Annotated in this window: 10 protein-coding genes; 1 reads left to right on the forward strand and 9 read right to left on the reverse strand. The window is 40.3% G+C overall.

Annotation, left to right across the window (positions count from 1 at the left end; translation table 11 throughout):
• Window positions 1–147 precede the first annotated feature (147 nt).
• Complete coding sequence (locus B7E11_RS09405; protein WP_080833646.1) at window positions 148–2,679, reverse strand: leucine-rich repeat protein; 2,532 nt, start codon at window positions 2,677–2,679, stop codon at window positions 148–150.
• A 170-nt stretch (window positions 2,680–2,849) separates the two neighbouring features.
• Entirely contained in the window at window positions 2,850–3,782 is a 933-nt protein-coding gene (locus B7E11_RS09410; protein ID WP_080833648.1) for a stalk domain-containing protein, read from the reverse strand.
• 225 nt (window positions 3,783–4,007) lie between these two features.
• Here B7E11_RS09410 and B7E11_RS09415 point away from each other — a divergent pair, with 225 nt between their 5' ends.
• The gene (locus tag B7E11_RS09415; protein WP_080833650.1) at window positions 4,008–4,211 is read left to right on the forward strand and encodes a helix-turn-helix domain-containing protein; all 204 of its coding nucleotides are present in this window, start codon (window positions 4,008–4,010) and stop codon (window positions 4,209–4,211) included.
• Between the two features lie 428 nt (window positions 4,212–4,639).
• Here the strand turns inward: B7E11_RS09415 and B7E11_RS09420 are convergent, their stop codons facing one another.
• The 7 genes from B7E11_RS09420 to B7E11_RS09450 form a co-directional block, all read right to left on the reverse strand.
• Entirely contained in the window at window positions 4,640–5,005 is a 366-nt protein-coding gene (locus B7E11_RS09420) for a hypothetical protein (protein ID WP_245809664.1), read from the reverse strand.
• Window positions 5,006–5,497, reverse strand: coding sequence for a hypothetical protein (locus tag B7E11_RS09425; protein WP_213084130.1), 492 nt, complete (start codon window positions 5,495–5,497; stop codon window positions 5,006–5,008).
• Window positions 5,498–5,677: 180 nt separating this feature from the next.
• Window positions 5,678–6,343 (reverse strand): hypothetical protein, encoded by a 666-nt coding sequence (locus tag B7E11_RS09430; protein WP_080833653.1) that lies wholly within the window; start codon window positions 6,341–6,343, stop codon window positions 5,678–5,680.
• 42 nt (window positions 6,344–6,385) lie between these two features.
• Complete coding sequence (locus B7E11_RS09435) at window positions 6,386–7,435, reverse strand: Kiwa anti-phage protein KwaB-like domain-containing protein (protein WP_176220668.1); 1,050 nt, start codon at window positions 7,433–7,435, stop codon at window positions 6,386–6,388.
• 110 nt (window positions 7,436–7,545) lie between these two features.
• Complete coding sequence (locus B7E11_RS09440) at window positions 7,546–8,766, reverse strand: hypothetical protein (RefSeq protein ID WP_139787131.1); 1,221 nt, start codon at window positions 8,764–8,766, stop codon at window positions 7,546–7,548.
• Between the two features lie 206 nt (window positions 8,767–8,972).
• Complete coding sequence (locus tag B7E11_RS09445) at window positions 8,973–10,499, reverse strand: DUF5050 domain-containing protein (RefSeq protein WP_080833658.1); 1,527 nt, start codon at window positions 10,497–10,499, stop codon at window positions 8,973–8,975.
• A 193-nt stretch (window positions 10,500–10,692) separates the two neighbouring features.
• The gene (locus tag B7E11_RS09450) at window positions 10,693–15,147 is read right to left on the reverse strand and encodes a leucine-rich repeat protein (RefSeq protein ID WP_176220669.1); all 4,455 of its coding nucleotides are present in this window, start codon (window positions 15,145–15,147) and stop codon (window positions 10,693–10,695) included.
• Window positions 15,148–15,293: the final 146 nt, after the last annotated feature.

Here is a 15,293-nt window from a genome sequence, read left to right on the forward strand (position 1 = left end):
ATCTTTTCCAAGTAGGGAGTCGGATCAACGACTCGTTCAGCGGCTAATCCTTGTGCAAAAAACCTGTGCGAAAGTTCTAAAAAATATTTTGATAATCAATGAGTCAAGAATCGAAGCACCTGACTCAAATACTACTGAATGGGATGCCTAGTAATTGAAATAATATAATCTGCCCCTCAACTCTTTCAACTCATCTTTAAACTTCGTCTTATCGATCAAGTTGCCTGATAACCCGAGTTCCGCAAGCTTAGGTAATCCCATAATTATGCTTAGGTCACTAATCTGGTTGTTCTCTAAAAATAGTGCATACAAATTCATCATTCCTTTTAGCGGATCGAGATCAGAGATCTTATTATCACTTAAATGAAGAACCTTTAATCCCGGAATATTTTTCAAAACACTAATATTTTGGATCTGATTTGCTTTCAAATCTAGTACTTCTAAATTCACTAAATCTTTTAATGGATTTATATCTTGGTCTTTCAACATATTTCCACGCAATTCAAGCCATTTTAGTTGCTTAAGTTGAATTAGTGGTTTAAGATCAGCAACTCGATTATCGCTGATGACCAATTGTTTTAACTGGGTCAGCTCACTTAAGGGTTTAATATCTGTAATCTGATTTCTACTTATTTTAAGAGAGGTTAGATTAGTGCATTTCGCTAATAACTCCAAACTACTAATCACATTTCCAGACATATCAAGCTTGGAAAGATTCTCTAATTCCGCAAAGGGAGACAGGTCAGATATTTGATTATCACTTAGATCAATATCAGTTAGCTGCTTCAGTTTCCCTATTGGTTTAACATCTGTAATTTGGTTACCCCTTAAATCCAGAGAGGTTAACTGCGTTAGCTGACTCAATGGTTCAATATCTGTCAGCTTGTTATTTACAATTGACAATTTAGTCATTTTCTTAAAGCCTGTTAATAAACGTGCATCTCTTATATTGTTATACTCAAGGTTATACGTCACCAGCTTCGGAAGCTTTGATAACGGCGAAGGGTCAGAAATGTTATTGAACGATAGATTTATTTCTTTCAAAGAAGGAAGATTCGTTAATTGACTAATATCTTCTATTCGATTATGACCTAAATCTAAAATTTCTAAAGAAGGAAGTTGTCCTAAAGGTCCCACATTACTAACTTCAGAGTTATTAATCTGAAGAAGCTCCAAGTTTGTCGCATACTCCAGTCCATTCAAATCTTTAACTAGATTCACTCTTTTATCCATTTTCAACATACTTAAGTTCAACAAATCAGATTGCGTTACCGGCTCGTTTGTTCCCCATTTCCAATGCAACTTGTTTTCTTCGGATATAGTACCTGCCGATCTGTATAAAGCATCCCGAACTGCTTTCTCAAGCACAGGATCAGTGAATTGGATGGCTACATCCGATTCACTTATTTTTGTTGCATTCACATGAATAACAAGCTCTTTATCAGGAGTACGAACACTTGCAATTCTATTGGCACTATCCCAACCTACTTCAGCCCCCAACATTTCACTAGCAAATCTGACAGGAACCATAGTTTTAGAGTTAAACAATTGGGCAGGAACATCTAATTGATGAACTGTGCCATTCACCTTAGCTTCTTTCGAGTCCACCTGCAGAACAATGGTCTTATCATCTTTTTGAGCTGTCACAGTCCTTGTTTTGTTATCCCACGAAATAGTCGCACCTAAATTCTCAAATACATCTCTCATTGGAAGCATAGTACTTCCATTCATAATTACCCCATAATATAAGTGCACCTTTTCTACTGAATCAGAACTAGGATCATTACTTGAATTGGAAGTAGGCTCTTCATTTGAGCTAGAATAACGATCTTTCGTCGTGAATGACCAAGTAATGGTTCGATTTGCACCATAAGTCATAGTTACAGTGTAGGTTTCACCATATTCTAATTCTTCTTTCGGATAGATGAAAAATGCGCCGCTATTCTCAGAGAAAAATGGAACATCTTCACCTTTACTGTTTACTAATCTAGCATCAATATCTTCGATGAGCGGCTCACCGAATACATATTCCGGAGAAAACGAAATAGCAAACCCCGATTTTGATATATTAAACTTCTTTAGCGGATTAAACTCCCCACTGCCCTTGAAATAAGTTTCTACACCTGTTTGACCATCGTAAGGATACATGATAGGTGGGGAATCAATAGGTTTGGATGGACCTCCCCTTACAAAAACAAATATACCCTCAGATACCCCGATGCCTATCTTGTCATCCGCATCAATAAGAAAGGCTAATCTGTCATAAGCAGAATTCATCATATTTTCAACAACAGTATTTAATTTCTCAACCACTGGTGAACCCATAAATATAGCACTAAAGTGAATTTTCTCAGAGACAAAAGCATACATGTCATATCCTGCCGCAGTTGCTCTCTCCCTTACCGATTTTCCGGTAAACCCCTTCTTGGAAGGATCTTCGGAGCCACCTTCTTGATAACCATTTAGTTCAAGATAATCGGCATGATTTTGAGCCGCCTTCGTCAGGTAAGGGTCAAGCTCAAGCTCTTGAATACCAACAGCACGCCGGATCTTATTAAGATAGTCGAGCACTTCCTGAAATTCCTTTGGAATTTCTGCCGCGCTCGCCTTCAGCGGTGCGCCGAAAGAGATACCCCCTAATAAGGATACTGCGAGTATCAATGAAAGCAACTTCCTCATACTTTTCCTCCTCGATATTTATTCCTTACACTACTGTCCTGTCCTTGACTACAGTTTGCCTTAAACGTAACAAAAACCGTACTTGCTGTCTGTCGAGTTTACAGAAACTCGGTATGCGATTCCTATACTGCCGTTTTTATAGACTTTCTACGCTTATTTACAAGATTCAGTTATTCCATGACATACCCCGTTGAGGAATCAATACCAATCGTATTCGTTTTAGAGTCCCAAGTTACACCGAAATCAATGACCGCTGCTACATCACGAAGTTTGAAATAGTTGTTGCCATTGATCAAGTAAGCTGTAAGCTTAACCTCCTTACCGTCAAGATAGATGATCGAAGTTGACAGCGTAGCTTTCTCAGAATTAAACTTTTCAGCAACCGTCAACTCACCGCCAACTTCTTCGTATGGCTTCCCTGATTCAAGAGTTATTGCATTTTTCTCTCCATCCCAACCAACTTCAAAGCTCTTCTCCGTTCCATTTAAAACCATTGCGATGTCGCGGAGTTTGAAGCAGTTGTTACCGTTGATGTTGTAGGCTTGGAAGGAGACTTCCTTGCCATTGACCAAGACTTTTGAAGCTGTTGGCTTTGCTGAAACATTCACTGGCTCTTTCTTTGGAGTAGAAGCAGGCTCAGCTTTACCTCCAGAATCTCCAACCACTTGAATGATAAAAGGTGCTGCAGTTGAAATCGTGACGTCAGATCCAAAATTTACAACCCCCTCATAGAAGCCCGGCTTACTTAATACAACCTCGTTACCAGTTACATCAATAGACTTCTTTTCGCGGGATGGTACGAACATTTGTATTAACTCATCGGAGTATATTTCACCATTGGGATAGTAATTGATTATTGATTGTGGGTCATCACCAACAATCTTTAAAGTTACTGCTCCATCAGAAATATACACATATTCGCTTGGAATAAGCTTGACGCTGTGGATCTTCACTACATTTACAATATTGGATAAAGTCACATATCCGCCTTGTTTCGTCTTAATTACCAGATCACTCGCCGCGCTCGCCTTCGGTGGTGCGGTGAAAGAGATACCCCCAATCAGCAAAGAAAAAACTACCATCAACGATAACAACTTCTTCATTCTTTCTCCTCCTCGAAATTTATCAACTCTAGAATCGAGAACACATACACATTTTCTTCACGTAGAATCCCATAATGTTGAGGAACCCCTGATATCACAAGACTTTCGACAACTATTGACAATTATAATATACGTATTATTCTTCGCCAACTATAATTCATTATCAAAAATTCGCGCATTATATACCATTAAGGGAATCAACAGTGCAAGGAGTTGTTCCCTACTGTGAAATTAAAAGATGCGCGAGAAAAGAAACGACTTACACAAGAGTATGTGAGTCGTGCTGTTAATATATCCTTAAAACACTATCAAAACATCGAACACGGAATCACAATGCCAACAGTCAACATCGCCTTACATATTTGCGAAGTTCTTAATGTCGACCCCCGAAAGATAGATGAGTGGAAAGATAGACGTCCCTCAGTGTAATGTGTTCGCAAATAACCATTGTAATATTAAACAGAATTCCGTCATTGGTCTGTCGACTTTACGTCACATTGCCTTGTGGAAACTTTAGGTGAGCAAATACTTGGAATCTCTGTGCATCACCTGACCTTTCATACGAGGGTGAATTTCCGACAAAATTCTTCTTTAGCCTGCCTGATCCAACAGGGGTGTTGTAACTTTAGCGTAAACGAGAAGGGAGTTCCAGAGCTAAAGCAAATCAAAAAAAAAAAGCGACCCCAAGTTTATCGGGGAAGCCTTACCGAGTTTCTTCTTATATAATGTTAGGGGGCTTATACGAAAATCATTGGGTTGATAGGGTAAGAAAAAGAACCAGAAGCAATTTCAGAAAAGGCAGACTGTTCTTTCCCTTCATCCCACTCATTGTTGTCAGTTACTTTACTTGATTGAAATTAAGAAAAAATCCAAAACGGGAAGAAAGTCCAATAGTCATCAACAAACATCACAACAATAACTCCCATAACCGTTCCAACCCCTACGGACAATACATAATCCGATTTCCTTTTTATCCATCCTAAGGACAAACCAATTGCTAATGCTAGTGGTATGAATGTCAGACCCACTGTTAGTTGTCCTATCGAAAACCCTGCTATAAAACTGAAAATATATATTCCTATAGCGGTAATCCAGTAATAGCGGTGTTTCCCACTGATAGCAATAATTAAAGACACCATCGCAACAGCTAAAGCGGAAAATGCAATTATAGAAAAGATAAGCATTTTATCCCCTCCATTTTGGATGTTACCATTACCAGCCACTCATTGCTTACTCCAAATATTCTTATACAGGTCGGTCATGGTTAGTTTGACCATGCCAACACCTTCTACGGGCTCTTCATTCGGATCATCCTTGAGAAAGAAGCTGAATGAAAAACAGTCGCCATCCTTGTAATTCATTCCGCATTGTCCCGTTGGTTGAGCATCGTAGGTTTTGCCCTTATACTCGGCGGTCATCTTAGCAGGTGTTGACATGGTGAAGGAATGATCGTTGATCGTCTCATGATGAACCCCCGAAATATGTGTGGCTCCAGAAAGAGAGTACTGTCCGCTTGATCTGAATCCGATATCATAGCCGCCATTCTGTGTATGTTGGAGCCATGAGACGTAGATTCGATGGTCGCCATCAGTGTAGATGTCCTTGCCAATGTTGCTATCAAAATCAGACAGGTTAACCTCCAGTGAATACTTGCCATCGATTAAGTGACCTGACTTATCAGTAAAGTCCCTCGTATTGTTGGCAATATGAGCCATACCACTCGTCCATAAGCCGATTAACCCCGATTACCAGAGAACAGCGATCACCACAGCTGCGAGAAGTGCTGTGATGAAGAATACCATTTTAGCTTTCATGTCAATCGAGACCCCCTCATTTCATTCTAACATAAAAAGAGACAGCCATTTGCCTGCTGTCTCGGATACCGTTCTATAAATTCATACATCATCAGGATCGGCATTATTACTGTTACTGGACAAATAAAAGATGTTGCTGATTAACTTTACCGTCCGGAACTTGTTGTTCAAATTCATGGACTTCTCACGAGTTATGACAATAACCTCTTGGCGAATTGACGGATCAGCTGCTTCCGCCTCTTTACTCTGGTCTGAAATAATTGCCTTATAAACTTGTCGACCCGACATAAAGAACACAGGACAAACACTTATAAAATCCGTCTTAACGTATATGACAATCACGATCACTACAATAGCCAATGTCACCATCAAATTTATAGCCGAAGCTTGATCTATAGATATCAATGGCAACAGCAAGGTCATTAAAAAGAATGAATAGTCATTTACACTTAAACGTTCATACTTCCTGACCGAGACACTCTTACCTATTTCCTTATCCTTTAATTGGCGATCATAGTCACTGAAAAGCCACATGGCAACCAAGCGATAGATGAGCAGTGATATGACGATTATCCCCGCAATAACGATTACGTCAAAGACCGTCTTATCAATATGCTTGGCTAACCACTTCGCCCATTCCGTTTTCTTAAAGAAATCGTTACTGTCAACGAATCTATAGACCATGATTAGGACTAAGGGAAGGTATGCTGTCGCCCATAAAATGACCTGTTCACGCTTACCCCACATTTTACTCTCCCTCCCAGAGAGGACAATCATACCCCCTAAGAATTATTCTTCGTAAGCAATCGCCACCTTGAAGTCTTCAGATACGAATGACTTTACGATTTTATCAGCAAAGAAGTGCAATAACGCCCTGGGGGAAGCACCCTCTTTAAAAATAATCTTACGGTTATCCAGATCAATATATTCGAACAATTCCCAAATCATGCTGTACTTCTTCTTATACCGTTCCTGCTCAGCTTGATCCTCAGGAAGGTTCGCTTTGATTTGCGACAGCTCATTACATCTAGCCTCGAAATTAGTCTGAATAGCCGTTAAGGTGTCACGTTTAATTTGAGCTAGTCCCCGTGAGTGGATGTACTTTTTACAGGATTCCTCGAATTTCCCTTTGTTTGAATTCTCACCGTCAAAGAACGGCATTGAAATAATCTCAGTCAGATTCCGATCTCGCTGCTCATTAATATGATCTCGGTAATCAAATGCGAACTCGAAATGTCGGACGTTAATAATGAAGATAAAATCTCCGACAATAAAGAAGTCGATGTTACCCCCTAGATCGATCATAGTATCCTCAGTAAAAATAAATTGATTGGCATTTTTAATTGCCCATATCTTCTTACTTGAGGTACGCATACTATTTTTCTTAACCCCGCGATAATAGCAAAAATACGCATCTTGCTCACCTAAGGTTAGCTTTACCATTTGAAAGCTTGTATGCTTTTCAGGATACTCAGGATCTGGAGTGCGCAAGGCTGTGGTCAGCTTTCTAACTTTATCTAAAAGACCCAGATTCTCAGACAACTCAAACCTTGCTATACGGTCATTTATCTTGATTTCATGGTTATAGTTCCCGACTAGAAAAACCTTACTTTCGGTATCGTCAACTTCCTTTAACCCCTGCAAGGTTTTGATGATACTTTTCTTGACCCACTTTATAACATCTGGCGCAAGTTGGATACCCGAGGATTGATAGAAAGAATCAGATTCCTTCTGCACCCTTACAAGGTGAAAAGACAAATCTACTCCATTCAAGGCTTCGTCCGTCAACGCCAAATTGCTGAGTCTATTAATGATATTATCATTGTGGTTTATATCCATTTCATATCGCCTCCCACTCATCAATAATTCGACAAAAGGAAAGGATTTCCTCTATTGCAGTTGCCGAATCGTGTTGAACTGTGGAAGGCGCATATGGGAATGGGAAGAGCTTAGTTACCCCTGATAGCAGAGGAAATGTCACTGTATACAACTCTTACGAATTCCTTTGCATCAGAATAAAGTTGTAGAGCTATTTCAAGTGGTGGTTGACCTGTTTTATGCGCATTATAAACAACCGTCGCTATCCCACTGAGCAATAGAAATAAGAAAATTACTCCAATAAATTTAGATATTTTCATAATCCCATTATCATACAAGGCGTGGAATAGACCCTTGATCGGAGCGACGATAAAGACTCTGACTGCCCAAGGCTCTCTAGACTTGGTACTTGATTGGTGAGGGGCTGCTGGCTTACCGTCTATTGTCAGTCTTCCGACATTGTCCTTTGGCTTAACATATTCAGCCTCCAACTTCTCAACATCATCGAACGGAAGTAGCGGAGCTTCAACCGATTCTCCTTCAATGTCAAGGAAGCCTATTGACTCAGCAGAGTGGATCGAGTGGGTAGACTGATTGACCGTGATTTTGTGAGAACTGATATGAGATCTCGTGTCCTCGAACAGCTTGGCACTTTTACTAATCTGTTCCTTCAAGTCATCTATGGATGAACTATCTGGCTCGGGTTTGTCTGATTGCTCTGCCGCGGCGATGATTAAACCGGAATTTGGCTTGATCTCATCAGTCGGAGAAATAACTTGATCGGATTTAAGATTGACTTCATCCTGATGGAGCGAAGCTGGTTCTGGATCTTGAGTAGCTTGTTCAGATTCAGACTGTGGTTCAACTTTATCTGCTGGCTCGACTGGTTCGGAAGGAATCGGTGGTTCGGGATCATCGATATGTGCAAGGCGAATTGTCGGGTCGACCTCAGTGCCGATGCCGATGTTGACAGTTGAGCCGTCATCAAAGAAGTGGAACGAAACATCCTCATCCTCTTCGGAAAACTTATCACGTGCAACGATTCTTTGTCTTTCCGTTATTAGCTGTCTCATTACATTACTCATTACTTCTTCACCTTCCTCTCCTGCTATGTATTTAAATTCTCGAAATTCAACTGCAGAAATAAGAAAAAGTGACCTCGCCGGATTGATGGGAGAATAAGTTGTTTGACCTCGTAATTTCTGCGGAATTATTTTGCAAATCCAACGCCGGATTAATTTACAAATCCACAACTTACCGCGAAGAAACAGGTTGAAGTAGTAATCGAGTGGATGATGCAAAGTGACCGCAGCGAAAGCCAATTGTTCGCGTGTTGCTACTGTTAGAAGCATAAGAATCGCTCCCCTCAAAATGATTGCAAAAAGCCGCCAGAACAATGGCGGCAGTGAGATACGTTTGAAAGGATTGTAAAATTTGCTCATATAATCGGACAAGGTATTCTCTAATAACTAAAAAGAAAGGTCGTTAAGTTAACGGTCAGAACGATAAGGTAAGTAACTACATCTTTTCATTTTATAGGAGGTTGTGTTCGAAATGGTTAAATTACCTGCTGTAATTCAGTTCCATCCATTTTTACTTTCCAGAATTCGTTTCGATCATCATAGTACTTCGTGAAATAAAGCCAGTTATCAATGGTATTGATATTAGATACTGCACCACCAACATCAATGGGTTTATCAACACCATCTACAGTTCCTGTAAACAAATTATACTTCTTTATCAAATTTCCATTCCCATAAAACAAATCACCAGAGGGGCTGATAACAAAGTCATCAATATAATCATATTCACCCTGAGCTATCACTTGATACTTTTCTCCTTTAGCATAGGCATAGATAAAGTTTCTTGAAGTCTCAAACAATTTATTTTGATAAGCAATCTGAACCCCAGAAATCATTACATTAAATTCTTGAACAAGTTGTTTGCCAGATCCGTCAGATTTGAATTTATAAAGCCCCTCGTTCTCCCCATCGATGGCTAAATAAACCCAGTCCCCTACAGCGTCAACAATATCGCAATTAGAACACAAGGTTTTACGTTGAAGTCCATCTTTTGTCATCCTATCCACGGATAATTTCTCGTAACTACTCGTCACAGTAAAAATCCAATCACCTATTACGAGAATTTTGCTGGCACTAACAGGCAACACTTTTTTATTGCCTCCATCTGTCCTTATTTTTACTACCTTAAAGTCTTGATCGATGTAGTAAATCCAATCACCGACCACATTGATGCTTTTATTTCCTGCTCTTTCATCCAAGACAGTTTTATCTGAGCCATCTTTTTTAACTTTGTATAGCACACCAGAATCAGCATAACGATTCGCATAATAAATCCAGTCGCCTTGCGTTGCTACAGAACCGCCGTTGTTAATATTAGCAACAGTATTTCCAATAATATTCTCAAAGCCTGGTTCGTAATCAGATTTAAACAATACAGTCACTTTATTAGTGACAGAAATGCCATTTAATTCACAGCTAATCTTCGTTTCACCTTCACCTAGTGCGGAGATTACCCCATTTTGAAATGTGGCGATGCTCTCATTATCCAGTTCACAGATTGCTTCGTTTGTTACATCTTTTACTTTGCCGTCAGTGTAGCTGCCCATTATCTTAATATCTAAATTCTGACCTGTTTGAACAGTGAAATTCGAATTGCTAAATTCAAGTTTGGACAAAGTAGCAGTTGCCTCATTAATAGTTACCGAAATAGTAGCTGATGCACCCTTGAGACTACTTGAAATAAAAGTTGTGCCCTTACCAAGAGCACTTACTCTTCCGTTTTCAATTGTGAGTATGGATTTATCACCACTTTCCCAGCTCGCCTCACTAGTAACATCAACTGAAGTTCCGTCAGAGTAAAACGCCTTTGCATTTATGGGAAGTTGTTCACCCACGGTAAGCGTCAAGTTGTTGGGAATAATTAAGATCCTTTCAATATTTTCGCCACTTTTTTTCTCCACCTGAGTCTCAGAATTCCCCTCGTTGATACATCCCGTAAGAAGCAGGATAAAAAACAGAATTAGCGGTAATATGATCTTTGATGACACGACTACTTTAGACAAGATATAAGCCCCCTCTATGGTATTCAACGATTACCAACTAACGAATAACAATCAATTTTCGACAAATCTATATGCAAATCCTTCTTTAATGGATTCATTGTGGTCATTCTTAGGAAATAATTCTTGCAACATTCATGCCAAATAATCCTTTACATTGAAGAAGCACCTCGCGATCTACGAGGTGCTTTCGTAATTATTCTTCATTAATTGTAACTTCAAGATTGTCTTGACCATCAACTAAGCTTGTCGGATACAACTCTTCGCCAAACTTTAAGAATAAATCGATATCTCGGAATGATACCGGATTTTTGAACTTGATCCGAACCTTCGATGCTTCTAAGCCAGATAGATCGATAATCGTCTCCGGCTTAGCCTTTACCCGCAATTTCTTGATAATGATACCTTCTCCATCATCGTCACCCGAAATATCGTAGATCACCACATTCTTACGCCGGAAATAAAGAATGACTACGATGATCAATAAAGGAGCAGTCGCAATCGGGATGATCGGCAGCTTACTTTTCGGCTCAATCGGCTCCGGTTCCTGTGGGATTTGTGGGATATAGTCCTTTGGCTCGACAGGTTCGATGATAAAGTCGATCCGTCTCGTATTTTCCGATTCATTTAATTCAATTACCGTTCTTATCTCGCTTGCATCCTTTAACGATTCGGTCCTGGAATCCTTTTGTTCGCTGCCCTGATAAACAACAATCTCAATCTTTCCAAGTTCCTCATTGGTGAAAGGATTCTTCAAGATGACGGTATGCTGACCAAGTTCCACATTCTCAAATTTATACTCCCCATTGGCATTCGTATACGTGACACGCGGGTCAGAATGCAGTTCGACTTGAATGCCTTTCATCGGATTACCGTTGGCATCCGTCACAACCCCAAAGACCACTCCATATTGTTTTTGCTCTCGATACTTGAACTCGATCACCAATTGCCGATCCTTTTGCTCAATCATTACACTTTGGACAGAAGGCTCCAAAGGAGTATACCCCTCTATAGCAGGAGCAGAAATCTCATGCTTGCCGAGTGGTAAATCCCGCAGAATCTCTTCTGTCAAGACTTCATCCGTTTCAACGTCAATCGCAACAATACGAACCTGATCCAATTTTGGAGCCTTTTCAACTTTCGACACATCATTTGAAACCTGAACATCCTCTGATGAACCTTCATCACTTACCGGCTCTTGAACGATAACAGGTTCATTTTCTACAGGTTCGTCAGCAATTGGATCTTCGACAACCGGCTTTTCATTGCTAATAGGTTCCTCCGGCTGCTCGACAACAGGAGGTTCGGCTGGAACTTCAACTACAGGCGGATCAGCAGGTTCTTCAACCACTGGTGGTGTAGGTGGTTCTTGAACTACAGGAGGCTCGACCGGATCGTCCTCCACTGGTGGTTCAACTACAGGCGGTTCAACTGGATCATCATCTGAAGGTGGCGTAATAACCTTCTCTCTGTAGAAGTAAATGATCTTTTGGATTGGCTCAGCAACGGTCAGCACGACCTTTTTCAAGGCTTCGCCCACAAGTTCGTATATCCCGATCACTGCATCGGCTAGATACGAATGCTCTCCAAGCTCTAAATCCGTTAAGACCTCATCATCTCGAATCTTTTCATTCGTTACTGAATCTCTAAACTCAACTGTAAGTTCGCCTCTTGTTACTGGCGGTAGAGCGATCGGCTCGAAATATGCTGTGGCAGTTTTATTCTTATCCATTTTAATGGTGATTTCAGCATCCGAATATTCTTGCCCATCGACTATCCACTTCACAAATACATATCCCTCAGATGGATCAGCATTTAAAGTGACTTCTACATCTTTGTCGTACTTCAACTCTCCGTTATTGGAGCTTGGTGTCGTCGCTCCTTCACCGACCTGATTCACTGTTAAAATAAACTGATTCGGTGCAGTTGGTGTTATCAAGTCAAAATAAGCAACCGCCGCGATATCCCGATCCATCGTAATCGTAATGTTAGCTGTCAAAATCTCTTCCCCGTTTACGACCCATTTTACGAATTTATATCCGTCCGCAGGGTTAGCAGTCAGGTTAACCGTCTGTAGCTCATAAAATTTTGATACCCCTGCAGGGGAGACATCGCCTTCACCGACATGATCAACCGATAAAGTGTACTGAATCAGCGGTTCGAAGTAGGCGGTGGCTGTTGTATTGTTATTCATGGTAATCGTCATTACAGGGGCGAATGATTCAACCCCATTAACAACCCACTTTACGAATCTGTGACCAGCTGCTGGACTCGCAGTTAAGGTTACCGGCTCTAACGGAAAATGATTTGTTACCCCTGCAGGGGAGACAAGACCTTCCCCGATCTGATTTACGCTCAAAGTAAACTGCGCTGGAGAAGTCGGCTTAAAGACCGCTTGAGCTACATGATCTCGATCCATAACGACATCAACCCATAGTGCAAATGGATTTGGATAGTAAACGTCATCGCCATCGATGACCCATTTTTCAAATTCATACCCTGGAACAGAATTATTAGTAGACAAGGATACTGTTTGTCCATCAGGATATTCATAAGTTCCTGCATTTGGGAATACCGATCCTTCACCTAATGGTTCAAGAATGGTCAAGGTGTGATTAGTTGTTGATGGTGCTGTGGACTTGTAATAAAATACAACCGGAGTATTGCCAAACGATCCTGTATCAACAGAATATGTGCCGCGATATATTCCATTTTCACTGACATCAATATCTTTGCTGCCAGCACTAAGCACTTCTAATTTATTATTAGCTGCGTCATAAGTCAATACCGATTCATCTTCGATTGCAAAGGTGACAGAATTCCAATCAACAAGACCGTCCACAGAAGTATTAGGGTCAGGTGCATAAATACCCCTCAATAAAAACTTCGGTGCTAGTACTGCACTTTCAACAGCACCGAATCCTGATACTGTTTTTTCGGAATCGTCATCTAATGAATATCCCTCAATACCTTTAGCATAGTAGGTTTGTTGTTGCATGATAGCGACATTGGTAAATACTTCTGAATCAATTAATTCATTGGTATCTCTGTCTCGATATTCGACCTTTACATTTCCAGTAGGATTGAATTCAAAATTATACTGTGGGCTACGAGCCGCGACATCTGAAGTAATCTCCATCAGATTATTAAAAAATTGCGTGCTCTCCGCATCGCCTAAGACAAAGTAGTTATAAGCTGCATCCACATAATTCGGATTCGCGCTGTTGAACACTGATGTTAAAGTTGCCATATCATTGTTTGTTAGTTGGTTATCGTTTAACCTCAACGTGTCAATTGAAGTTAAGCTTGTTAAGCCACTAATATCGGTCAACTTATTCCGTCCTAGATTCAGCGTGTCTACTGTCCGCAGATTGCTTAACCCATCCACATTAGTAAGCTGTCCGTCATTTAAAAATATGTTTTTGGCATCTTCCAAAAAGCTTAATGGATCAACATCTGTTAAGCTACTGTTCGGGAAGTAAATATTCTTTGCAATTCGCGGATTTTTGAAAAGTCCTTTGTCAAATATCTGCATTCCCTCAAGGCTGGAGACTCCCATATTGCTTGAAGGATTTCCAAAACTAACAAAGCTGAAATCATTATTGGTATATAGCCACATGATCCTCGATTCAACATCTTCCTTATTGATTACATCCGTTACCGACCATTTTTCTCCCCACTCATAGGACATCCACTCAACAAAATAAGTTGCTAAATCTTCGTCTTCGAATAAATCGCTTATGATAACATCTTCCCCGCGATGATACCTTGAGATCGGATCTTGACCGCCATTATCGATTTCAGGAACATCTGTGCCAGTAGTTATGTCTTTAAAATTAATGTTATTGGCAATTGCATACTCTTCGGCAAAAGAACCGACATGACCCACGATAGTCGTTTGCTGAGGTATTGTTCCGATAACAACATCACTTATAACAGTGTTTGGATTCTCGATGACAATACTTTTCAGGTTAAAACAAAAATAGAATGCCCTCGTGCCGATATCTGTGACTGTTGATGGAATCACAACTGTCTCCAATTTAGTTGAAGCAAATGCATTTTCACTAATACTCGTCACATATGGCGGTATTTCAATACTTGTTAATCCCGTTCCATAAAATGCACCGAAACCTAGATCGTTTAAAGTGCTTGGAAGTGTTAGACTGGTCAAATTTTTATTCTCAGCAAAAGCTCCTTCCCCTATAGATGTGACACCCTCAGGTATGGTTACGCTTGTTAGATTAGGCATCATACTAAATGCACCTTTCCAAATATAGGTCACCCCTTCAGGGATAACCACACTAAAGATTTCTGATTTTCCCTTAAAGGCATCAATAAAAATTGATTTAACAGGATATCCATCAATAGTATCAGGAATTACAACATCTCCCCCTGGTCCCGTATACCCTGTGATCGTTGCATTAGAACCAGAAGTCTGGTAGGTAAAATGACTCGGATCAGAATCGTATACTACGCTGGTGACCGAAACTCCTCCATAGACACTATCGGTGACACTACTATCACCATAAACAGCATCCGTCACGCTTGTTCCGCTGTCAGCAAATGCCCCGAGAGGGAATAGGCTGAACATTAAGCAAATGACCAAAGATAGGGCAACTCCACTAAAGAACTTCCTCTTCCTCACATTCACATCTCTCATCCCCTTAGACTTATAAGAATTCATCTAAAAGGAATAAATTTGATCTGAGAAAAGCTGCAAAAGTGGATTTTAGCAATGACTTTGCAAAGGGCTTCTGCAGGGTTATACTACCTGATTCAAAAATAAAAAAGCTGCAA

Origin of the sequence: Cohnella massiliensis (genome assembly GCF_900169535.1) — a bacterium.
In the GTDB taxonomy this organism is placed as follows: Bacteria; Bacillota; Bacilli; order Paenibacillales; family Paenibacillaceae; genus Cohnella; species Cohnella algarum.